Annotated in this window: 19 protein-coding genes; 8 read left to right on the top strand and 11 right to left on the bottom strand. The window is 74.6% G+C overall.

All coding sequences use genetic code 11. From position 1 onward, the window contains the following. The first annotated feature begins 23 nt into the window (after positions 1 to 23). Both ACLWS4_RS23160 and ACLWS4_RS23155 read left to right on the top strand, forming a co-directional pair. Positions 24 to 737 carry a response regulator transcription factor gene (locus ACLWS4_RS23160; protein WP_049655787.1) on the top strand — a complete coding sequence of 238 codons (714 nt, stop codon included), beginning with the start codon at positions 24 to 26 and terminating at the stop codon, positions 735 to 737. Then, entirely contained in the window at positions 737 to 2,053 is a 1,317-nt protein-coding gene (locus ACLWS4_RS23155; protein ID WP_416875115.1) for a HAMP domain-containing sensor histidine kinase, read from the top strand. The genes ACLWS4_RS23160 and ACLWS4_RS23155 overlap by 1 nt, the downstream gene beginning before the upstream one ends. Before the next feature lie 104 nt (positions 2,054 to 2,157). On the opposite strand, the gene ligA is transcribed toward ACLWS4_RS23155, so the two are convergent. The 4 genes from ligA to ACLWS4_RS23135 all read right to left on the bottom strand — a co-directional run bounded on the left by ligA (position 2,158) and on the right by ACLWS4_RS23135 (position 7,110). Beyond that, positions 2,158 to 4,221 (bottom strand): NAD-dependent DNA ligase LigA, encoded by a 2,064-nt coding sequence (gene ligA / locus ACLWS4_RS23150; RefSeq protein WP_416875114.1) that lies wholly within the window; start codon positions 4,219 to 4,221, stop codon positions 2,158 to 2,160. A 66-nt stretch (positions 4,222 to 4,287) separates the two neighbouring features. After that, positions 4,288 to 5,337, bottom strand: coding sequence for a hypothetical protein (locus ACLWS4_RS23145; RefSeq protein ID WP_416875113.1), 1,050 nt, complete (start codon positions 5,335 to 5,337; stop codon positions 4,288 to 4,290). Further along, a complete protein-coding gene (locus tag ACLWS4_RS23140) occupies positions 5,338 to 6,849 on the bottom strand; it encodes a phenylacetate--CoA ligase family protein (RefSeq protein ID WP_416875112.1) in 1,512 nt (503 codons plus the stop codon). It lies immediately after the preceding gene. 60 nt (positions 6,850 to 6,909) lie between these two features. Further along, a complete protein-coding gene (locus ACLWS4_RS23135) occupies positions 6,910 to 7,110 on the bottom strand; it encodes a hypothetical protein (protein WP_107086544.1) in 201 nt (66 codons plus the stop codon). A 134-nt stretch (positions 7,111 to 7,244) separates the two neighbouring features. Between ACLWS4_RS23135 and ACLWS4_RS23130 the strand changes: the two genes are divergently transcribed. After that, positions 7,245 to 7,895 (top strand): hypothetical protein, encoded by a 651-nt coding sequence (locus ACLWS4_RS23130; RefSeq protein WP_049655778.1) that lies wholly within the window; start codon positions 7,245 to 7,247, stop codon positions 7,893 to 7,895. A gap of 51 nt (positions 7,896 to 7,946) precedes the next feature. On the opposite strand, the gene ACLWS4_RS23125 is transcribed toward ACLWS4_RS23130, so the two are convergent. From ACLWS4_RS23125 to ACLWS4_RS23110, 4 genes are all read right to left on the bottom strand, one after another. After that, positions 7,947 to 9,083, bottom strand: a complete 1,137-nt coding sequence (locus ACLWS4_RS23125; RefSeq protein ID WP_416875111.1) for a hypothetical protein — start codon at positions 9,081 to 9,083, stop codon at positions 7,947 to 7,949. A gap of 157 nt (positions 9,084 to 9,240) precedes the next feature. Continuing rightward, positions 9,241 to 9,660 carry an SRPBCC family protein gene (locus tag ACLWS4_RS23120; protein WP_049651791.1) on the bottom strand — a complete coding sequence of 140 codons (420 nt, stop codon included), beginning with the start codon at positions 9,658 to 9,660 and terminating at the stop codon, positions 9,241 to 9,243. 39 nt (positions 9,661 to 9,699) lie between these two features. Then, the gene (locus ACLWS4_RS23115) at positions 9,700 to 10,710 is read right to left on the bottom strand and encodes an aldo/keto reductase (protein ID WP_380782739.1); all 1,011 of its coding nucleotides are present in this window, start codon (positions 10,708 to 10,710) and stop codon (positions 9,700 to 9,702) included. A gap of 215 nt (positions 10,711 to 10,925) precedes the next feature. Next, complete coding sequence (locus ACLWS4_RS23110) at positions 10,926 to 12,470, bottom strand: alkaline phosphatase family protein (RefSeq protein ID WP_380745636.1); 1,545 nt, start codon at positions 12,468 to 12,470, stop codon at positions 10,926 to 10,928. 227 nt (positions 12,471 to 12,697) lie between these two features. Between ACLWS4_RS23110 and ACLWS4_RS23105 the strand changes: the two genes are divergently transcribed. After that, a complete protein-coding gene (locus ACLWS4_RS23105; RefSeq protein ID WP_416875110.1) occupies positions 12,698 to 13,510 on the top strand; it encodes a GntR family transcriptional regulator in 813 nt (270 codons plus the stop codon). Positions 13,511 to 13,605: 95 nt separating this feature from the next. Here the strand turns inward: ACLWS4_RS23105 and ACLWS4_RS23100 are convergent, their stop codons facing one another. Next, complete coding sequence (locus ACLWS4_RS23100) at positions 13,606 to 14,121, bottom strand: hypothetical protein (protein WP_074005383.1); 516 nt, start codon at positions 14,119 to 14,121, stop codon at positions 13,606 to 13,608. 349 nt (positions 14,122 to 14,470) lie between these two features. Here ACLWS4_RS23100 and ACLWS4_RS23095 point away from each other — a divergent pair, with 349 nt between their 5' ends. From ACLWS4_RS23095 to ACLWS4_RS23085, 3 genes are all read left to right on the top strand, one after another. Then, positions 14,471 to 15,487, top strand: coding sequence for a helix-turn-helix domain-containing protein (locus ACLWS4_RS23095; RefSeq protein ID WP_416875109.1), 1,017 nt, complete (start codon positions 14,471 to 14,473; stop codon positions 15,485 to 15,487). A 119-nt stretch (positions 15,488 to 15,606) separates the two neighbouring features. Further along, positions 15,607 to 16,335: an alpha/beta fold hydrolase gene (locus tag ACLWS4_RS23090; RefSeq protein ID WP_416875108.1), complete on the top strand. Its 729-nt coding sequence runs from the start codon at positions 15,607 to 15,609 to the stop codon at positions 16,333 to 16,335. A gap of 19 nt (positions 16,336 to 16,354) precedes the next feature. Beyond that, entirely contained in the window at positions 16,355 to 16,813 is a 459-nt protein-coding gene (locus ACLWS4_RS23085; RefSeq protein WP_416875107.1) for a MarR family winged helix-turn-helix transcriptional regulator, read from the top strand. A 251-nt stretch (positions 16,814 to 17,064) separates the two neighbouring features. Here the strand turns inward: ACLWS4_RS23085 and ACLWS4_RS23080 are convergent, their stop codons facing one another. Together ACLWS4_RS23080 and ACLWS4_RS23075 are read right to left on the bottom strand one after the other, a co-directional pair. After that, entirely contained in the window at positions 17,065 to 18,087 is a 1,023-nt protein-coding gene (locus ACLWS4_RS23080) for a DUF4232 domain-containing protein (RefSeq protein ID WP_416875106.1), read from the bottom strand. 153 nt (positions 18,088 to 18,240) lie between these two features. Further along, positions 18,241 to 20,241 (bottom strand): ricin-type beta-trefoil lectin domain protein, encoded by a 2,001-nt coding sequence (locus ACLWS4_RS23075; RefSeq protein WP_416875105.1) that lies wholly within the window; start codon positions 20,239 to 20,241, stop codon positions 18,241 to 18,243. A 200-nt stretch (positions 20,242 to 20,441) separates the two neighbouring features. On the opposite strand from ACLWS4_RS23075, the gene ACLWS4_RS23070 reads away from it, so the two are divergent. Continuing rightward, a complete protein-coding gene (locus ACLWS4_RS23070) occupies positions 20,442 to 20,657 on the top strand; it encodes a hypothetical protein (RefSeq protein WP_117484972.1) in 216 nt (71 codons plus the stop codon). Positions 20,658 to 20,705 lie beyond the last annotated feature (48 nt).

The raw sequence follows: 20,705 nt of genomic DNA, 5'->3' as shown, positions 1-20,705 counted from the left end.
CCGCCACCAGCGAGGATGACACCATGACAGATCCCACCGCCGACGCCCGGCGCACCGTCCTGGTCGTCGAGGACGACCCCGGTGTCCGCGCCACCCTCGACCACCTGCTGCGCTTCGAGGGCTACCGGGTGCTCACCACCGCCGACGGCCAGGAGGCGCTGGAGCTCCTGGAGCACCGGCGCCCCGACCTCGCGGTGGTGGACGTGGTCATGCCCCGCCTCGACGGCCTCGCGCTGTGCCGGATGCTGCGCCGGCGCGGCGACCGCCTGCCCGTCCTCGTCCTCACCGCCCGCCACCAGCTCGGCGACCGGGTCGCCGGGCTGGACGCGGGCGCCGACGACTACCTCGCCAAGCCCTTCGCCACCGAGGAGCTGCTGGCCCGCATCCGCGCCCTGCTGCGCCGCACCGAGCCGCTCGACGCCGGGGACGGCGAGGCCACCGGGCTCGTCCTCGCCGACCTCGCCCTGGACCCGGCCGCCCGGCTGGCCCACCGCGGCGGGCGCCGGCTCGACCTGACCAAGACCGAGTTCGACCTGCTGGAGCTGCTGCTGCGCAACCAGGGCACCGTCCTGACCCGCCACCGGATCTACGAGCGCATCTGGGGCTACGACTTCGACACCGACTCGCGCTCGCTCGACGTGTACGTCGGCTACCTGCGCCGCAAGACCGAGGAGCACGGCGCGCCCCGGCTGATCCACACCGTGCGCAACGTCGGCTACACCGCCCGGACCGCCTGATGCTGCGCACCCGCATCGGCCTGGTGGTCCTCGCCTCCGTCCTGCTGGCGATCGCCGTGCCCGTCACCGCCGCCTACCGCGGCGTCAGCACCCTGGTCTCCGACCAGCTCGACCGGAGCCTGCGGGACCGGGCCGAGACCGTGCTCGCCGCCCTGGACCTCGGCCGGCTGCCGCCCGCCCGGCCCGACACCGTCGAACAGCTGCTGCCCGCCGACGGCACCGCCCGGCCGCTGGCCCCGGGCGGCGGGCCGGCGCTGCCGGTCTCCGAGCGGGCCCTGGAGGTGGCCCGCACCGGGCAGGGCTCCCGCCAGGAGGACGCCACCGTCGACGGCACCCCCTACGGCGTCCTCACCCAGGCCCGCCCCGACGGGCAGGGCGCGGTGATGGTCGGCCAGACCTACGCCGGGGTCACCGAGGTCGACGACGCGTTCCTGCGGCGGATCACCGTCACCAGCGTGGCGGCCGCCGCCGCCTGCGCCCTGCTCAGCTGGCTCGTCCTCGGCCGCATCCTGCGCCCGGTGCGGCGCCTGGCCCGCGCCGCCGAGCACATCACCACCACCCGTGACCTGGCCACCCCGCTGCCCGCCGCCGGGCGCGACGAGGTCGGCGGCCTCACCCGGGCCTTCGAGTCGATGGTCGGCGCGCTGCGCCGCTCCCGCGAGCAGCAGCAGCGCCTGGTCCAGGACGCCAGCCACGAGCTGCGCACCCCGCTGACCTCGGTGCGCGGGTGTGCCGAGCTCCTCCAGCGCGCCCGCGGCCGGCTCGCTCCCGAGGACGAGGAGCAGATCCTCGCGACCCTGGTCACCGAGACCGTCGCGCTCGACGAACTCGTGCGTGAGCTGGTCGAGTTGGCCACCGACCAGCAGAGCGCGGAGGAGCCGGAGCCGCTCGACCTGCCGGCCGCCGCCGAGGACAGCGCGCGGCGCTTCCGCCGCCGCACCGGCCGGGAGATCGCCGTCATCACCGAGGGGCCCGTCCCGGTGCTGGCCCGTCCGCGGGCGCTCCAGCGCTGCGTGGACAACCTGGTGGGCAACGCCGTCAAGTTCAGTCCGGACGGCACCCTGGTCCAGGTCCGCGTCACCGGCACCCGGCTGGCCGTGCGCGACCGCGGGCCCGGGATCGCCGCCGGCGACCGGCAGGCCGTCTTCGGGCGCTTCTACCGTGCCGCCGGCACCCAGTCGACCCCGGGTTCGGGGCTGGGCCTGGCCATCGTCCACGACCTGGTCGTCGCGGACGGCGGCACCGTCTTCGCCGCCGCCGCTCCCGGCGGCGGTGCCGAGGTCGGCTTCCGGCTGCCGCCGGCCCCGGGCGGCTGACGGTCCGCCGGACGGCGCCCCGGCGGACCGTCCGGAGGGGCCCGGGCGGACGCGTGAGCGCGAGAAGTCCGGCCCCGGCCGGACCCCCGCGCGGGACGGGCCCGTCAGGCCGGGAGGAGGTGAGCGGCCACCAGGGTGGCGAAGTCCTCGGGGGTGAGGATGCGGATGCCGAGCTCCTCGGCCTTGGCGCGCTTGGAGCCGGCCTTCTCGCCCGCGACCAGGAGGGTGGTGCGCTTGGAGACCGAGGAGGAGGCCTTGCCGCCGGCGCGTTCGACCAGTTCGTTCATCTGGTTGCGGGAGAGGTCGGCGAGGGCGCCGGTCATGCTGCCGGTGACGACGACGGCCTCGCCGGCGAGCGGGCCCCGGTCGTCGGCGGGGTCGTCGGCGGTGTCGCCTTCCCCTGCCGTCGGTGTGGCGGCGGGAGCGGTGGGGGCGGTGACGGCGGTGCCCACGCCGAGGGCGACGAGGCGGTCCAGCAGCGGGGCGAGTTCGGCGAGTTCGGCGGCGACGACGCGGGCCTTCTCGGTGCCGATGCCGTCGACGCCGGCCAGGGTCTCGGCGTCGGCGGCCCGGATCGCCGTCATGGAGCCGAAGTGCGCGGCGATCCGGCGGGACATGGTCCGTCCGGTGCCGCGGATGCCGAGGGCGCAGAAGACCCGGTTGAGCGGCCGGGTGCGGGCGGTGGCGATCGCGGCGAGCAGGTTGTCGGCGCTGGTCTCCCCCATCCGGTCCAGGGTGAGCAGCTGCTCGCGGGTGAGGGTGAACAGGTCGGCGAGGTCGGTGACCAGGCCGGTTTCGACGAGCTGGACGGCGCGGGTGCCGCCGAGGCCCTCGATGTCGAGCTGGTCGCGGCCGGCCGCGTAGAGGACGGAGGCGACGGCCTGGCAGTCGCGGCCGCGGACGCAGCGCCAGCGCTGCTCGGTGGTGTCGATGGCGTCGCCGCAGCGCGGGCAGGTCTCGGGGAAGGCGATCGGCTGCTCGGCGCCGGTGCGGGCGTCGAGCACCGGGGCCTCGACCCGGGGGATCACGTCGCCGGCGCGGTAGACGAAGACCTGGTCGCCGATCATCAGGCCGCGCCGTTCGATGTCGGCGGGGTTGTGGAGGGTGGCGAAGGTGACGGTGACGCCGTCGATGACGACGGGTTCGAGGACAGCGCGCGGGGCGATGACGCCGGTGCGGCCCACGTTCCACTCCACCGCGAGCAGCCGGGTGACCTGGTGCTGCGCGGCCAGTTTGCGGGCCACGGCCCAGCGCGGTGCGCGCGAGCCGGAGCCGGCCTCGGCGCGGTCGGCGGCCAGGTCGGCCTTGACGACCACGCCGTCGATCCCGAAGGGCAGTTCGGCGCGCAGTGCGGCGATCTCCTCGACGCGGCGCTGGACTTCGGCGGTGTCGGCGCAGCGCCGGGGGCGGGCGGCGGTGGTGGCGGCGGTGTGGGCGCCGAGGGTGGCGAGGTGGTCCAGCAGGGCGCTGTGGGCGAGGCCGTCGGGGCCGATGGCGTCGTAGGCGAAGAAGGTGAGTTCGATCCGGTAGGGGCGGTCCTTGGCCCGCAGGGTGCCGGCGGCGCCGTTGCGCGGGTTGGCGAAGGGGGTGGCGCCGTGGTCGGCGCGTATCCGGTTGGCGTGGTCGAACTGGTCCTGGGTGAGGAGGACTTCGCCGCGCAGTTCGATGTCGGCGGGTTCGGTGAGTTCGGCGGGCAGGCCGAGGACGGCGTCGGCGGCGTGGGTGATGTCCTCGCCGGCGAGGCCGTCGCCGCGGGTGACGACCTGCTGGAGGCGGCCGGCGCGGTAGCGGGCGGCGATGGCGAGGCCGTCGAGCTTGGGCTCCACGCACCAGGCGGTGACGGGGCGGCCCAGGCGCCGTTCGAGGCCGGCGGCCCAGGCGTCGAGTTCCTCGGCGGAGAACACGTTGTCCAGGGAGAGCATCGGGGCGCTGTGCGGGACGTCGCCGTTCGCGGCGCCGCCGGCCACCTTGCCGGTCGGCGAGTCGGGCAGCGTCTCGCCGGGGTGGGCGCTCTCGTAGGCGGCGATGGCCCGCAGCAGGGTGTCGTACTCGTCGTCGCCGAGCGGGGTGGAGCCGTCGGTGTAGTACGCGGCGGCGGCCCGGACGGCGGTGGCGACGGCGTCGGCGTACGCGGACGGGGAGGACAGCGGTGCTGCGGTGGCGGTCATGCGGGAATCATGGCGGCCGGCACTGACAGGGCCTCGGGTCGTGCGCCGGCGGAGCCCTGGGAGGTGTCAGACCAGCCGGGCGGTGGTGGGGGTGTCGGTGCCGTGGCGGCAGGCGTCGCGGCGGGCGTGGCCGGGGGTGGGGCCGGTGCCGAGGACGCGGCCGTCGGCGAGGGCGAGCCAGGTGCCCGGGGGCGTGCCGTCGGGGACGGGGGCGGCGAGGGCGGCGGCGGGCTCGTGGCCGACGGAGGACGGCAGCGGGAGAGGGAGCTGGTGGCCCTCGCGCCACTGGGCGGTGGTGCGCTCGCCGCCGGTGCGGCGCCGCCAGTACAGGTGCTGGGCGACGATCAGCGGGCCCAGGGCGGTGAGCAGCGGGAATCCGCTGGTGAGCCAGCCGGCGGCGAAGCAGGCGCTGACCGCGCTGGTGGTGAGCAGGCCGACGAGGGCGGCGACGGTGGCGGCGGTGCGGCCGTGGGCCTTGGCGGCGACGAGCGGGTAGAGGACGAGCAGCAGGAGGTCGCCGAGGCCGACGGCGACGGGGGCCGGGCCGCCGGTGAGGGCGAGCAGGGGGGCGAAGGGGCGGTCCTGGACCTGTTCGAAGAAGCGGGTGGTGGTGTCGGTGAGGGTGGTGGCGGCCAGGTCGTAGCCGGTGAGGACGGCGGCCAGGGCGGCGGTGTGGCCGGAGCGCAGGCCGCTCTGGGTCCAGAGGTTGGCGACGCCGACGACGGCGGTGGCGATCATCAGGTCGCTGCCGGTGCGGGCGGCGGCTGGGTGGCCGGTGAGGGCGGCGAGCGCGGTGGCGGCGGTGGCGGTGAGGGCGGCGGCCCAGGACCAGGGGGTGGCGCGCAGCCGGGTGGCGGCGAGCAGCGGGGCGAGGGTGAACTGGACGGCGAGGCAGGCGACGAGGCCGAAGACGGCGGAGACGGCGGCCGCGGGCAGGGCGGTGTAGAGCAGCGGGGCGAGGACGACTCCGGCGCACAGGACGGCGATGTCGCCGCCGGTGTAGACGCCGACCGGGGGGCGGGGCATCCGGACGCGGGCGAGGTACCAGGCGGCCAGGGCGGTCTCGGCGGCGACGGCGGCGCTGAGGGCGGCCAGGGCGGCGGGGTCGACGGTCATTCAGCGCCTTCCGGGGACACGGTCGGGGGCGGCGGGGGTGCCGGGGGCGGCGGGGACGTCGAAGGTGCCGAGGGTGTCGAAGGTGTGCTCGCGCAGGTCGGCGCGCAGGGGTGCGGTCGGCGGCATGCCGGCGCGGTCCTCGTACAGCAGGATGTCGGCCAGGCGCAGGCCGGCGGCGCGGGCGCGGTCCTCCAGGCGGCCGCGCAGGGCGGTGGCGGGCAGGCGGTCGACCAGCAGGTGCAGGCGGGCCGGTCCGTCGGGGCCGTCGGGGCCTTCGGTGAGGGCGTGGCGGGCGGGCAGCGGGACCTCGGGTTCGGCTTCGACCAGGTCGAGCACCTCGCGGGTGGTGACGGTGCGGCTGAGCGGGCCGTTCCAGCGGCCGAGGATCTCGGAGGTGGCGGGCAGGTGGGCGAGTTCGCAGTCGGGCGGCTCGGCGGGGAGGCGTACGAGGTCGCCGGTGGCGTAGCGCAGCAGCAGGGTGCACTCGCGGTAGGGCACGTAGGGGGTGTGCACGACGGTGCCGGTGCCGCCGGGGGCGGTGGGTTCCCAGGTGAGCGGGTCGAGGACTTCGAGGTGTCCGAACTCGGTGGTGTGGTGGAGGTGGCCCCGGGTGCAGGGAGTGGCGCCGGAGGGCAGGATCTCGGTCATCAGGTAGGCGGAGGTGGCGGTGGCGCCGAACACGGCCTCGGCTCGCCGGCGCAGCGGTGCGGAGAGCACCTCGCCGCCGATGCTGATCGACTCCAGGCCGAAGTCGGCGTCGCGCCACTTGTGCTGTTCGGCCTCCTGGACGAGGGCGGCCAGGTAGGAGGCGGAGGTGGTGAGGTGGGTGACCTGGGGGTCCTTGCCGGGCAGGCCGAGCGGGGCGGCGAGGCGGTCGAGGGCCACGGCGGGGGCCACGGTGCCGAGTTGGACGAAGCCGGCGCCGGCGCGGGTGGCCGACTCCTCGGCGTTGACCAGGGACAGGGTGGCGCGGGAGCAGCCGGCGTAGGCGACGGTGTGGCGGGGGCGCAGGCCGAGGCCGAGCACGGCGGAGATGGTGCTGAAGGCGATGGCGCACTCGAGTTCGGCGCGGGAGAACCACACGGCGGTGGGGGTGCCGCTGGTGCCGGTGGTGAGCGCCTGCAGGGCGGGGCGGGCGGTGTCGGAGACGAAGGCGGCGGGCAGGGCGCGCAGTGCCTGTTTGGGGGTGACGGGGACGCGTGACCAATCCTCGGGCTCCAACCGGTCGGGGTCGAGGCCGAGTTCGGCGAAGGTGCGGCGGTAGTAGGCGGTGTGCCGGGCCGCGGTGCGGGCGGTGGCGCGCAGGCTGCGGCGGGCCACTTCGCGTCGGACCTGCGGGTCGACGTGTCCGGCGCGGCCGGGCAGCAGGGCGGAGTCCTCGCCGGGCTCGCCGAACTCGGCGATGGTGGCGACCAGGTCCCGGGCGAGGCGTTCCAGGTCGTGGGGTCGGATCCGACGGTTCGTCAGGATCGCTGCGCCGTAGCGCAGTTGGCTCAGCGCGGTCGCGAACAAGCGGACTCCCAGGCCAGGGTCGGACGATGGGCCACCCGGCCCCGGCCGGGGTCGGTCGGATCAGACCATGTGCAGGAACATCGCGGCGGTGAGGGTGCTGAAGGCGTACTTGAGGTAGTGCTTGACCATGATCGGTTCTCCCTCGTACGGGCGGCCGGCCGCCCTGGCCGGGCGCAGCGGCGGATGCCCGGGGCCGGGTTCCGGCCTGCGGGCAACGGCAGTATAGGGACGGTCCGGCGGTGTGCAACAGGCTATGTGCACGGCCAACCTTCCGTTTGTGCAGGGGAGTTCGGTGTTGTGGGTGTGCGGTGGGGGTGTTCTGGGCACGATCTGACGAATCCATGCCGGGTGCCGGCCGCGTGACGGTCCGACACCCCCTCCCCCGAGGAGTCCCCTTGACGAACACGTTCCTGCGGCGGCTGTCCTTACCCGCCGCGCTCGCCGTCCTGACGGTCGCGGCGTCGGCCTTCTCCACCGGTACGGCCCACGCGGCCGAGCCGGGCGGCCCATGTGACCCCCGCGTCTCCCGGACCGGGCTGTACGAGGTCTCGACCGCCGTCGTCGAACCGGTGCTCACCCACTGGAAGGGCATCACCATCGCCCCGGGCACCACCGGCTCCGTCGAGACCACCGTGACCGAGGTCCAGAACGTCAGCACGACCTTCAACGCCTCGACCGAGATCAACGCGGAGGCGGGGGCGTTCTTCGCGAAGGTCTCCATCAAGGTCGGCTTCTCCGTCCAGACCAGCAAGTCCACCACCAGCACCTGGTCCCAGAAGGTCACGCTGAACTTCTCCCGCCCCGGCGACTACGCGGTGTTCAAGGGCACCAACCGCGTCCAGGGCAAGGCCGACGAGTACGTCTGCCTCCCCCGCGGCGGCTGGGGCAACAACGACCCCGGTGACGGGTACTGGGCCTACGCCTTCGGCTCCCACCCCACCTACAGCACCTTCGACGCCGAGATCGAGGGCACCGTCTCCTGCGACACCCCGGTCAACCCCGGCACCGTCCAGGAGCTGGCCCGCAACAAGCTCGTCTGCCACTGAGCCCCACCCCCGCCCGGGGCCGGTCCGTGCCCAGGACCGGCCCCGGGCGGGTCAGCGCCGGGGTACGGCGGCGTGCGGGATGGCGAGGTCGGCCATGCGGTGCAGGACGGCGGCGGGGATCGCGGGATTCCTGGCGGCGGCGTCGGCCCGGCACGGGTCGAGCAGCAGCACCACCAGCTCCTCCGGGGGCAGGGCCGGGTTGACGCGGGCGAAGTGCCGCACGCCGCTGTCGGGGTCGGCCGCGAGCGCGGCCGCGGTGGCGGGGGCGAGCCGGGGGTCGGCGGCGGCGGCCCGGCGGACGGCCGGGTCGGGGTCGGCGGCGGCCCGTTCGACGTGGGCGGGGGTGGCGGCGGGGTCGTCGAGGGCCAGGGCCCGCAGGCGCGGGTTCGGGTCGGCGGCCAGGCGCAGCAGGCCCTGGCGGGGGAAGTGGGGGTGGTTGCGCGGGCGGCCCGGGAAGGAGAGGCTGCCGTCCCACCAGCCCGCCATGTCCAGGAGCATCCGGGCCGGGGCGTCCTCGCAGGACTCGGCGAGGAGGATCCGCACCGCGCGGTCCTCGTCGCGGGCGAGGAGTTCGGCGACGTCGGCGGGCAGGCGCGGAGCCCGGGCGACGCTGCGGCGGACCAGCGTCTTCGGGGAGGCGGCGAGCAGGCGCATGGCCTCGGCGTCCGCGTGCCGGGCGACGACCCACGGCAGCTCCCCGGCGTGGGCGGCGGGGTCGATGTCGGGGACGTCGGCGGCCAGCGCGGCGAGTTCGGTGAGTTCTGCGGGGGTGAGGGGCGGGGCCGCCTCGTCCGGCGGGGGCTTGAGGGCGCTCCCGGCCAGTTCCGCGAACAGCTCGCGCAGCGCCGCCCCGGGCGTGGCGGCGATCAGCCGCTCCCACTGGGCCGGTGACAGCCGGCCGCTCTCCGCGGCGCCCATCCGCACGCGCCGGTCGGGGTGGGCGATCGCGGCGTCCAGGACTCCGTCGGGCAGGTCGTCGCGGTCCAGGAAGTGGTGCTCGCCGGTGTCCAGGAGGCGCAGGAGCAGGTCGGCGGGGGCCGCGCGGTTGTGGCCGAGCCCGGACAACCAGGCGAGGCCGGTCGCGCGGTCGACGGCGGTGGCGCGGGTCAGCGGGGCCCAGACGGGGCCGGGCTCGGCGGGCTCGACGGGCTGTCCGGCCTCGGCAGGGGGTGTCGGTGCTGGTGTCACCGGCGGGAGCCTACGCCCGCCGCCCGTACGGCCCGCGGGGCGGGGCCGGGCAGGTCGGAGCGGCGGGGACGGGCGGAAACGCCGGCGGCGCGGCGGCCCGGACACCCGATCCCCCAGGTGTCCGGACCGCCGCGCCGCCGGTGCGCGGTGCCCCGGGTCAGCCCGCGAGGGTGCGGGCCAGGGCGTCGAGGCCGTCGGCGTAGATGCCGGTGAACAGGTCGACGACCTCCTGCTCGGTGGCGTTGACCGGGTTGAAGCGGCCGGACCACTGGACCTCGGCGAGGTCGGCGCGGCCCGGGACGGCGTGGACGCGGAGGGTGGAGACGTAGCCGTCGACCGGGAACGGGGCCTGGAGGATGGCGTAGCTGTACTGCCGCTCGGTCTCGTTGAAGTCGACGAGGCGCTCGACGATGACGTCGCCCTCGGGGTTCTTCAGGCTGCGCACGCGGCCGCCCTCGGAGGCGGTGCTCTCGGGGATGTAGGGCAGCCAGTCGGGCAGGGCGTCGAAGCCGCCGATGAGGCTCCAGACCTTCTCGGGGGTGGCGGGGACGGTACGGCTGACGGAGGTGGAGGCCATGGTCGTTTCTCCTGTCACTGCGGTGGGGTGTGCGGGTGGTCAGGCGTTGTTCGGCAGCGGGGCGGCCGGGCTGACCAGGCCGGCGGCGCGCAGCTCCTGCCAGAACGCGGCCGGGACGGTCTCGTTGAGGGCGGCGACGTCCTCGGCGATGCGGCCGGGCTTGGTGGCGCCGGGGACGGCGGCGGCGGTCACCGGGTGGGCGAGGGAGAACTGCAGGGCGGCGGCCTTGATGGAGACGCCGTGCTTCCCGGCCAGGGCCTTGAGCTCGGTGACGCGCTCGATGATGTGGGCGGGGGCCTGCTGGTACTCGAAGTGGGTGCCGCCGGCGAGGATCCCGGAGCTGTAGGGGCCGCCGACGACCATGTCGACGCCCTGCTCCTGCGCCATCGGCAGCAGCCGCTGGAGGGCGTGGTCGTGGTCGAGGAGGGTGTAGCGGCCGGCGAGGAGGAAGCCGTCGGGCTTGGGCTCGTCCAGGGCGAGGGTCAGCTCGATCGGCTCGGTCTTGTTGACGCCCAGGCCCCAGGCCTTGATGACGCCCTCGTCGCGCAGGCGGGACAGGACGCGGAAGGCGCCGGTGCGGGCCTCCTCGAACTTGGCGAGCCACTGGTCGCCGTGGAAGTCCTGGGCGATGTCGTGGACCCAGACGATGTCCAGGCGGTCGGTGCCCAGGCGCTTGAGGCTGTCCTCGACGGAGCGCTCGGTGGCCTCGGCGGTCCACACGTGGAGCATCTTGTTCGGGTTGCCGTGCTCGAAGAGGCCGCCCTTCTCGCCGAGGTCGCGGGCGCCCTCCTCCAGCTCGTCGAGGATGACGCGGCCGACCTTGGTGGACAGGACGTACTCGTCGCGCGGCTTGGTGGACAGCACCTCGCCCAGGCGCTCCTCGGAGAGGCCGGCGCCGTAGAAGGGGGCGGTGTCGAAGTAGCGGACGCCCTGGTCCCAGGCGGCTTCGACGGTGGCCAGGGCCTCGGCGTCGGGGATCGCGCGGAACATGTTGCCGAGCGGGGCGGTGCCGAAGCCGAGCTTGCCGGGGAGGATGTTCTTCAGGGACATGTCACTGCCTTTGCGGAGCGGGCGGGCGTCATGGGGGGACCCGCCGGGGGTTGCGTCCGCACCGAAGGATTAGTGCAAACGCGCCTTACATGCAGGAACAATAGTTGCATGCGCGTGGCAATGCAAGGGGTGGGCCGATCCCGCCGTCTACGGCCGCGGGGGGGGGGGGGGGGGGGGGCCCCCCCCCCCCCCCCCCCCCCCCGCCGCCGCCCCGGTCAGGAGGCGGTGAAGGAGACCTGGTCGACGGTCCAGAAGGCGCTGTTGGTGCCGGTGTAGCGGAACTGGAAGCGGGCGGTGGTGGCGCCGGCGGGGACGGTGACGGGGAGGTTCTCGACGGTGTTGAGGTCGCTGCGGTAGGACTTCACCAGCTGCGGGGCGCCGTTGTCGAAGACCACGTAGACGTCGCCGGTCTGCGGCCCGTCGACCTTGTAGTTGGTCGCGAAGGACAGCACGCCGCGGCTCGCGCCGGAGACCGGGTAGGCGGGGCCGACCAGGGTGGAGTCGAACTGGCCGGCGCCGTGCGCCTTGTCGTCCCACTCGTCGGAGTCGGCGACGGCGAACACGTTGCGGGCGCGCACGTTGGTCTCGCGGGACTGGCCCAGCTGGGCGGCCGTCCAGAACTCGTCGGTGGCGAAGGTCCAGCCGCGCCACTCGGTGACGCCGCCGCTGGGCATGCGGGAGTTGTCGATGCTCCAGCCGGCCGGCGGGGTGTGGGTCCAGCCCTTCACCCCGGCCGGGATGCCGCTCTCGTCGGCGCGGGCCTGCAGGCTCGGGCGCAGCGCGTCGAAGGCGTCGGGGGCGATCTCGTCGATCGGGCGGCCGTCGAGCTTCCAGGCGGGGTCGAGGGCGACGCCCTCGTGCTTGAGGACGGTGGGGGCGATGTCGACGGGCTTGACGTCGTAGCGGCGGGAGCCGGGGGCGTATCCGGTGCCGTTGGCGATCAGGAAGGTCTGGCGCTCGTTGGCGCTGTTGCCGCCGTGCCCGCCGGCGTCGGTGTGGCCGTGGTCGGTGGTGACGACGACCAGCCAGTCCTCCGAGGCGTACGTGGGCCGGGACTTGACGGCCTGGAGGACCTGGCCGACCAGGGCGTCGGCGGAGTGGAGGGCGGCCGCGTACTCGGGGCTGGTGCCGCCGTGGTTGTGGCCGGCCTCGTCGACCTGGTCGAAGTGCAGGAAGGTGGTGTCGGGGTTGCCGTGGGCGAGGTAGTCGACGGCGTCGGCGGCGGTCTTGGTGTCGTTCTCGCTCTCCTGGAGGCGCAGGTCGGCGCGGCCGTTGAAGACGTTGCCGGCGATGGGGTTCCAGGAGCCGATCACCAGGGTGGAGGTGGTGGGGTCGGCGTTCTCCAGGCGGGTGGCGAAGTCGGGGAACAGGTCGAAGCGGGAGCCGGTGAAGCTGTTGTCCTTCACCTGGTGCTTGTCGGGCCACGCGCCGGTGGCGATGGTCGACCAGCCGGGGCCGGAGAGGGTGGGGGCCAGCGGGTTGGCGTAGAGGTTGCTGGTGGCGGTCATGCCGCCGGCCATCAGGGCCTTGAGGGCGGGGGCGTCGGCGGTGAGCAGCTTGTCGTAGCGGGTGCCGTCGACGCCGATGACCAGGGTCTTGGCCTGCTTGGTGCCGTTCGGCAGGCCCTGGTAGGGGCCGGCGGCGGCCCCGGTCGCGGCGGGGGCGGCGGCCGTGGCGGCGGTGGTCGGTGCGATCAGCGCGGCGGCGGTGGCGGCGAGGGCCGTGGCGGCGGCGAGGGCGGCGGTGCGGGAGGTGCGCATCGAGGGCTCCCAACTGGTCGTCAGTGCGGTGCAGTTGCACCGGGAGTGAGGATGCGCCGGGCGGGCGAGGACGGGCCCTCGCCGGATCCACGGTTGTATGAACAACCGCGGAAATTCAGACCAGACCCGTTACGCTTCCGTGATAATCGACCCCGGGGCGCCGGGCTCGGCCCGTACGGCCCGGTACGGCCCGGTGCGGCCCGGGCGGCGCTCGGTAGGCTTGCGCGGTGAACCACCCCATCTCCCGGGCCGGCCCCGAAGCGGCCCGCGCCGGCGTCCCCGAGCACGGCCGGGTGCCCAAGTACTACCTGGTCAAGGCGCGGCTGGAGGAGCTGGTCGCCGAGCTCGGCCCGGGCGGGCGGCTGCCCACCGAGGCCGATCTGGCGCAGCGTCACGGCGTCGCCCGGGCCACCGTGCGCCAGGCGCTGCGCGAGCTGCTGCTGGAGGGCCGGCTGCGCCGGCAGGGCCGGGGCACGGTCGTGGCCGGGCCGAAGATCGAGCAGCCGCTGTCCCTGAGCAGCTACACCGAGGGCGTCTCGCGCCAGGGCCTGCGCCCCGGGCGCACCCTGATCGGCCTGGACCGGCTGCCCGCCGACGCGGCGGTGGCCCGGCTGCTGGAGGTCCCCGAGGGCGAGCCGCTGTGGCACCTGGAGCGGGTGCTGCGCGCGGACGAGGAGCGCGTCGGGCTGGAGTCCACGTACGTGCCGGTGGCCCGGGTGCCCGCGCTGGACCGGGACTTCGACCCCGAGGGGTCCTTCTACGGCTACCTGCGCGCGCACGGGGTGCGCCTGGGCGCCGCCGAGGAGCGGATCGAGACGGTGCTGGCCACCCCGCGCGAGGCGCTGCTGATCGGCACCCCGCCGGCACTGCCGATGCTGCTGCTGCACCGCCGCAGTCTGGACGCCGCCGGGCGCCCGCTGGAGCAGGTGCGCTCCCTGTACCGCGGCGACCGGTTCAGCTTCACCCTCGCCCTCGGCGCCCCGGACGGCGCCCCCCGGGCGGGCGGCGCCACGGAGGCGGAGCGGCCGCGGGGGAACTGACGCCGGCACCGGCGGCCGCAGGGGGTGCGGCCGCCGGTGCCGGGTGTCACGGGCCCGGCGGTGTCAGCAGGTGCCGGGCACGGGCCGGGCGGGTGTCAGCAGGTGCCGACGCGGCCGGACTGCGAGGACCAGACCGGGACCCAGGGGCTGCTGTTGTCGTGGGGGCGGTAGACGACGATGTTGGCGTCGTTCTGCATGCGCACCCAGTTGGCGCTGGGGTTGCAGCCGAAGCCGCTGCCGGTGGCCCACTTGGCGTTCTTGAAGGTGTCGTAGACGACGAAGTTGCCGTCGTACTGCATGATCGCCTTGCCCGCGCCGCCGAAGGTGGCGGTGTTCCACATCGCGGTGCCGTAGCGGTCGTACTCCACGAGGTTGCCGTCGGTCTGGTAGGTCAGCCGGTAGGCCCCGTTGGCGGAGACGAGCGAGTCACCGGGCAGCAGGCAGCTGCCCCAGTTCATGTGGTCCCAGCCGCTCGGGTTGCGCGAACAGTTCCACTCGCTGTTGACGTCGGCGGACGCGCTGGTGGCCGTCGTCAGCCCGGTGAGCGAGGCCAGCGCCAGGGCGGCGCCGGCGAAGGCGAGCGTGCGCCTGGTCCTTCCGGTGTTCCTCATCGTTCCCCTCTTTCCGCTGCGGCGCGGTTCCTGGCCGGCCGCGGCACGGTCTCGTCGACGGCGGTACGGGACGCGCCCCGTACGCCGCCCTCCGATGGGAGCAGGGCCTGTCGGGCCCCCGCGTTCATGCCAACGGGCAGTGGCGGACGGCCGGTTCACCGGATTTCCCGGCGGGCGACGGCGGCCCCGGGCGGAGCGCGGCCGGGCCCCGGGCCCCCGGGCGGAGGACACCGGGCCTGACCTTGTAGGTTTCGGTGTCACCGGCTGCGAGGGGCCGGTGACACCTGGTGGGGAAGGGGAGCCCGACCAGGCAGGGAAGGGGACGGACCCCGGACGGGAAGGGCGGACAGTGACCACGAGCACGGCGAGCGTGTTCCGCGGCGAGGGCGTACCCGAGAGGGAACGGTTCGAGTGCTGGCGGGAGTTGGTCAGCCGCACCCGGGACAGCGAGGTGACCAGCGACCACTCCGACGACTTCCGGGCGGAGATGCGGCGCCTGGAGCTCGGGCCGGTGACCCTCCTGCGGACCTCCTTCCCGCCGACCCGCTTCCAGCGCACCGAGCGCCGGGTGCGCCGCTCGGACCTCGGGGTGTTCCACCTGACCCTGCTGCTCGACGGCGGCTTCGTCCTGACCCCCGGCAGCGGGCGCACCGAGACCTTCGGGCCCGGCAACCTGCACATGCTCGACAGCTCCCACTCCTTCGACCTGCGGGCCTTCGGCTCCCGCGCCCAGGCGCCCGCGGAGCGCCGGATCGAGGCCGTCGGCGTCGACTTCCCCACCGCCCTGCTGCCGCTGCCGCCGCACCGGGTGCACGAGCTGCTGGGCCGCGGCTTCTCCTCCCGGGAGGGCGCCTGCGCGCTGCTCTCGGAGTTCCTCGTCGGCCTGGACCGGCAGGCCGCCGTCCTGGGCCCGGTCGAGACCCCCCGGCTGGGCGGCATCGTGGTCGACCTGGTGGCCGCCTGGCTCGCCCGGGAACTGGACGCCGAGGCCGCCGTGCCCGACGACACCCGGCAGCGGGCCCTGGTCGAGAACGTCCGGGCCTTCGTCGGACGCAACCTGCGCGACCCGGAGCTGACCCCCGCCGTGATCGCGGCCGCCCACCACATCTCGGTCAGCTACCTGCACCGCCTGTTCACCCGGCAGTCCGGCGGCGAGACCGTCGCCGCCTTCGTCCGCCGCCGCCGGCTGGAGCGGGCCCGCCGCGACCTGGCCGACCCCGCGCTGCGCGACCTGCCCGTCCACGCCGTCGCCACCCGCTGCGGCCTGCCCCGCGCCGCCGAGTTCAGCCGCGCCTTCAAGACCGCGTACGGCCTCTCCCCCAGCGAGCACCGCCGGCAGGCCCTGGCCGGGGGCGCCGGCGGTTAGCCGCACGGGCGGCACGGGCTCGCCGACGGGGCGGGCTGTCGGGGCATCCGGGACCACCACGGCGGGATGCACCGTGACCAACATGTGTCACGACACATATGTCGTGTAACCTATCTGGTATGAGCACTGCACGGAGAACCCCGACCCTCGTCTTCATCCCCTGCTTCTCCGGCGCCCCGTGGAGCGCCGAGCAGCTCACCCCCTACAGCGAGGCGCCCACGCGCACGCTGCGCCTGCCCGAGGGCGTCGACGACATGGAGCGCTACGCCGACCACGTCGAGAACGCGGTCGCGGACCTCGACGACTACGTGCTGGTCGGCGACTCGTTCGGCGCGGTCATCGCGCTCGCACTCGCCACCCGCCGTCCGCGGGGCCTGCGCGCCCTGGTCCTGTCCGGCGGGTTCGCGGCCGACCCGGTCGACTCCAAGCCGTGGAAGGCCCTGATGCGGGCGATCGGCAGGGCCCGCGGCCCGCTCTACCGGCAGCTGACGCTGCGGGCCCGCGCCCACCGCCTCGCCTCCCCGTTCGACGGCGAGGGCCAGGTGCCCTGGAACGAGGCGTGCAGCCGCGAACTGTTCCTCGCCAACACCCCGGCCGCGTCCTTCGGCGCGCGGGTGCGGGCCGCCATGACCGCCGACTACGTCGACGCGCTCGGCCGGGTCGAGGTCCCGACCCTGCTGCTGACCCCCTCGCACGACGTGCTGATCGGCGAGAACGCCTCGAAGGTCATGCTCGCGGGCATCCCCGACGCCCGGGAGGTCGTGCTGCCGCGCACCGGCCACATGTTCCGCTTCTCCCACCCGGTAACCTACGCCGCCGCGGTCGAGGACTTCCTGGCCGCCCCGTAGACCACCCGAGAGGACATCGATGCGCAAGGCCGAGCACCTGCGGTTCGCGATCCTGGCAGCCCAGCGCGAAGGCAACCGGCTGCTGATCCAGGCCCTCAAACCCCACGGCATCACCCCCTCGCAGGCCGAGGTGCTGCGCCTGCTCCAGCAGCACGGCACCCTGAGCCTCAACGGGCTCGGGCAGCTCCTGGTGTGCGAGAGCGGCACCAACCCCAGCCGGCTGGTCGAGCGCGTGGTCGCGGCCGGGCTGGTCGAGCGCCGCGCCGACGCCGAGGACCGCCGCTACGTCCAGCTCAGCCTCACCCCCGAGGGCGCGCGCCTGGCCACCGAGGTCGCCGGGATCGAGGAGTCCCTCTACGCCGCGACGGACGCCGCCTGCGAGGGCCTGGACACCGACGCGATGCTCCGGTTCCTGCACAACTTCATCGACCCCCTCCCCTCGGGCGAGGCCCTCAACAAGCGCCTCGCCCTCGACTGATCCCCGTCCTCGGAGCGTACGGGCGCGAGAACCCCGCACCGCGAGCACCCGGCGCGCACGGACGGGCCGGAAGGCCGCACCTGTCCACCCAGTGCCAAGGACTGTCGACTCGGTGCCAACACCGCGGGGGTGTCCCCCTGGCATCCTCCACGAGTGAACACCGCGCGCCGGAACATCATGTTCCGTTTCCGCGCCGACGGCCCGGCACGCCACGGGGGAGCGTGCCGGGCCGTCCTTTTCGCACCGGGCGGTCAGCGGGGTGTCGGCTGGGCGGCGGTGTCCTCCCGGGCCCAGGCGCCGGCGCCGAGGCGGCCGGTGGTGCCGAGGTCGAGCTCCGGGACGACCATCACGGGGGCCGCGTCGGCGGTGGCGCGCACCCGGACGTAGGGGGCGTTCTGCGGGTCCCCGGCCCCGGCCTCGGTGGTGTTGCGCCACACCAGGGTGGCGCGGGCGCCCTCCCCCGGCCCCAGGGCGATCTTCTGCGGCGGGTTGTCGGCGCCGGTTCCGGTGGCGATCTCGGCGCCGCCGCGCAGGATCCGCACGCCGTCGAGGGGCTTGTGGTCGGGGTCGAGCGGCTGCACCTGCGGGTAGCCGTCGAGGGTGACGGTGGCCGTCCCGCAGTTGCGCAGGTGCAGGCCGACCGCGCGCAGGCCCATCGCGGCGCTGCCCTCGTCGGCGTACAGCCGCAGACCGGAGGGCGGGCAGGGGCCGCCGGGGCGGGAGGCCTCGGCGGTGGGCACGCTGCGGACCTGGAGGAGCTCCGGCTTCGGCGGGCGGGGGTTGTCGGACCGTCCCAGGGTGGGCGCGCCCGGGCGGGAGCCCGGCCCGGTCGCGCCGGGCACGGTCAGGTCGATCCGCCCCTTCTCGGTGGCGCCGGGGGCGAGCCCGGCGACGGTCCGGGTGAGGTTCCCTCCCCCGCCCGGGCCGCCGAACACCCCCGCGCCCCGGTCCGGATCGGGGCCGTTGAACACCACGGTGTAGTCGTACGGTTCGGCGTTCGGGTTGGTCACCTCGTACTCGAAGCAGGTGCGGCCGACGGCGGTGATCCGCGCCCCGCCCTGGGCGAGCGCGGTCGGCTGCGGCACACCGGGCGCGCTCGGCGGCGCGCTGCCGCACGGCCGGGGGCCGCCGGAACCCTCCGGGCCGCCACCGGAGGCCGCGGTCGTCGCGGTGCCGCAACCCGCGAGCAGGAACGCGGCGGTGGCGGCGGCCACGGCGGACGCGGCAGGGTGCCGGGCCGTCAACGGGCGGCGGGACGGGGAGAGCTGGCGCATCGGGCGAGTCGATCACGCCCCGCACCGGACGGCAGTGAGCTGCGCCACTTCACGGGCAACAGTCCTGCCACGGTCCGCGCCCCTGGCGGACTGCCTCGGGCGCCGACCCGTACGGCCGGCGCCCGGGGCCGTGGCTCCGGCAGGTGGCTCCGGTCAGAGGAGCTGGAAGGACCACTCCTGCTTCCAGCCGCCCTCGCAGCTCCACACCCCGAGCTGCTTGAAGTCGGAGTCGTGGGTGAGGCAGTCGTCGTCGCCGATCTGGACCCGGTACTTGCCGTTGCCGAGGCCGACGAACTCCCACTTCTGGTTGGCGGTGTCGCCCCACGCCTGCTGCTCGGCGACGTAGGTCTCGGGGTTCTCGGTGAGGTTGAACCCGAGGTCGTTGACGATCCGGTAGCGGTCCCCGCCCAGCGGCTTGATGGTCCAGCGGGACCCCTTCGCCCCCAGGATCCCGCCCACGATCGGCGAACCCCAGCTCGCGGTCTCGTTGGGGGCCGTCGCGCCCAGCCCGTTGGCGAGCTTCAGGAACAGCGGCCGCTCGGTCGGGATGTCGGAGGACGGCTTCGGCTTGGGCTTCGGGTCCGGGTCCGGCTTCGGGTCCGGCTTCGTCGGGGTGGTCGGGTCGGTCGGCGTGATCACGCCGCCGGACGTGGATTCGAGCACCCACCCCTGGTGCCAGTCCTGCTTGCAGGTCCACACGCCGAGCTGCTTGAAGTCGACGTCGTGGGCGAGGCAGTCGTCGCCGGAGATCCGGATCTGGTACTTGCCGTTGCCGATCGCGGCGAGTTCCCACTTCTGCCGGGAGGAGTTGCTCCACGGCTGGAGTTCGGCCAGGTAGCCGCCGTTCTCGGTGAGTTCCAGCCCGTACGAGCTGGTGATCCGGTAGCGGCCGCCGCCCGCCGGGGCGAGCTTCCACTTGGACTCGTTGCCGCCCCGGAGCCCGGCGACGACCGACGCGCCGGCGGAGCCGTTGACCGGCACGGCGCCCAGGCCGTTGTCGAGCTTCAGGTACACCTCGGCGCCGGTGCCGCCGCCGGGCGTGGGCGGGGTGGTGGTCGGCGGGGTGCCGCCCCAGGCCCAGTTCTGGTTGGGCGCGTCCCGCCGGTCCTCGGAACCGCAGGCCCAGGCCGCCACCGTGCTGCCGTTGGCGGTCCGGCCGCTGAAGTCGTCGACGCAGACGTCCTTGGAGCGGTCGTCCTGGTCGGTCATGTGCCGGAAGCCGCCGCCGGCCGACATGTTCCAGCGCTGACCGGGGATCTCCAGGCAGTCCCACACCTGGAGCTTGGTCCCGTTCGCGGTCTTGTTGGCCTCCAGGTCGAGGCACTTGCCGTTGGCCGCCTGGAGCTTGTAGCCGTTGTACGTCCATTTCTGGGCGTCGCCACCGTTGCATTCCCACATCTGGACGGGGGTGCCGTTCGCGGTGCCGTTGCCGCTGACGTCCAGGCAGGCGTGATAGCCGGGGGCGCTGGAGTCGGGGGTCAGGCTGCCGGTCCTGGTGCCGTAGCCGGAGCGGGAGGGGAAGTGGACGGTGCGCACGTCGCCGTCGCACTTGTAGGGCCGCGCGGTGCCCGAGCGGCAGGTCCACGGCTCCTTCTTGACGGTGTCGCCGTCGTTGCCGGTGAACGCCCAGTTCAGGTAGCCGCCGTCGCCCCGGTTGCGGAAGGTCGAGTCCCCCTGGAAGACCCAGATCCGGAAGACGTCGTAGCCGGACGGCTCCTTCTTCTCCTTGTCCAGGAAGTGGTTGAGCTTGTAGGTGGTGTCGAGCAGCACCCCCCGCATGTCGGACTTGTACTCGTTCCGGAACCACTCGGTGTCGTACAGGTCGGTACCCACGGTCTTGAACACCATGACGTTGAACCCCGGGAACTTCGCGCTCAGCTTCGTCGCGGTGTTCTGGGTGAACTCGGCGTTGTCCAGCTTGTTGAGGTTGGCGGCGTCGTGCATCAGCCTGATCGTGTCGAAGGCGGAACTGATCAGCGCCGTCATGCAGTTGCCGCCGCCCGGCGAGGCCGGGGTTCCGCAGGTCTTGTCCACCGGGGCCGCCGCGGCGGCTGCCGCGGGCGCGGCCTGGGCCTGCGCGGTCAGGACGGAGACCACGGCGACGGCGGCGACCCCGCAGGCCAGGGCGCGTTTCAGGCGGGAGAGGAGGTGCAAGGTCGGAACCGTCTTTCTTCTCGGGGAAGTTGGATGGTGGCACCGGAAGTCCGCCGTCCCGCGACTCCTGACGCGATCCATATGACAAGATCAAGAAGCCTGACGCCTTTCACGCGCCACCCCGGTCGGCGAGCCCCGCTCACCGGCCTCGATCCCTGTGGCCTGGGCGAGCGGTCGTCAGAGATTGGAGGACCCGCGAGGTGTCCGCATCACCGGAGTTCCGCGGCTTCGACCTGGTCCGGCGCGGCTACGACCGCGAGCAGGTCGACCACTACCTCAGGGCCCTGTCCGGGGCCGTTTCACTGCCGCCCGTGCCGGCCTTCCAGATCAGGTGGCGGGGCTACGACCGCGAGCAGGTCGACGCGCGCATCGCGGACCTGCTGCGCGGCGGGGGCAACAGGGGCGGCAGGGCGTAACCCCACGCGGCGGGGTCGGCGCGGGAAGTCGGACCGGCCGACTTCCCG

Origin of the sequence: Kitasatospora sp. SC0581 (genome assembly GCF_048159585.1) — a bacterium.
Lineage (GTDB): Bacteria > Actinomycetota > Actinomycetes > Streptomycetales > Streptomycetaceae > Kitasatospora.
Note: the sequence above shows the minus strand (reverse complement) of the source record. Positions and strands in the feature narration are given on the sequence as shown.

What these genes read in the sequence shown, in the direction of transcription:
- ACLWS4_RS23090 (WP_416875108.1), top strand. Translation starts at nt 15,607, where the DNA reads ATGAGCACTGCACGGAGAACCCCGACCCTCGTCTTCATCCCCTGCTTC.
- ACLWS4_RS23085 (WP_416875107.1), top strand. Translation starts at nt 16,355, where the DNA reads ATGCGCAAGGCCGAGCACCTGCGGTTCGCGATCCTGGCAGCCCAGCGC.
- ACLWS4_RS23160 (WP_049655787.1), top strand. Translation starts at nt 24, where the DNA reads ATGACAGATCCCACCGCCGACGCCCGGCGCACCGTCCTGGTCGTCGAG.
- ACLWS4_RS23115 (WP_380782739.1), bottom strand. Translation starts at nt 10,710, where the DNA reads ATGTCCCTGAAGAACATCCTCCCCGGCAAGCTCGGCTTCGGCACCGCC.
- ACLWS4_RS23080 (WP_416875106.1), bottom strand. Translation starts at nt 18,087, where the DNA reads ATGCGCCAGCTCTCCCCGTCCCGCCGCCCGTTGACGGCCCGGCACCCT.
- ACLWS4_RS23155 (WP_416875115.1), top strand. Translation starts at nt 737, where the DNA reads ATGCTGCGCACCCGCATCGGCCTGGTGGTCCTCGCCTCCGTCCTGCTG.
- ligA (WP_416875114.1), bottom strand. Translation starts at nt 4,221, where the DNA reads ATGACCGCCACCGCAGCACCGCTGTCCTCCCCGTCCGCGTACGCCGAC.
- ACLWS4_RS23100 (WP_074005383.1), bottom strand. Translation starts at nt 14,121, where the DNA reads ATGAGGAACACCGGAAGGACCAGGCGCACGCTCGCCTTCGCCGGCGCC.
- ACLWS4_RS23145 (WP_416875113.1), bottom strand. Translation starts at nt 5,337, where the DNA reads ATGACCGTCGACCCCGCCGCCCTGGCCGCCCTCAGCGCCGCCGTCGCC.
- ACLWS4_RS23110 (WP_380745636.1), bottom strand. Translation starts at nt 12,470, where the DNA reads ATGCGCACCTCCCGCACCGCCGCCCTCGCCGCCGCCACGGCCCTCGCC.
- ACLWS4_RS23120 (WP_049651791.1), bottom strand. Translation starts at nt 9,660, where the DNA reads ATGGCCTCCACCTCCGTCAGCCGTACCGTCCCCGCCACCCCCGAGAAG.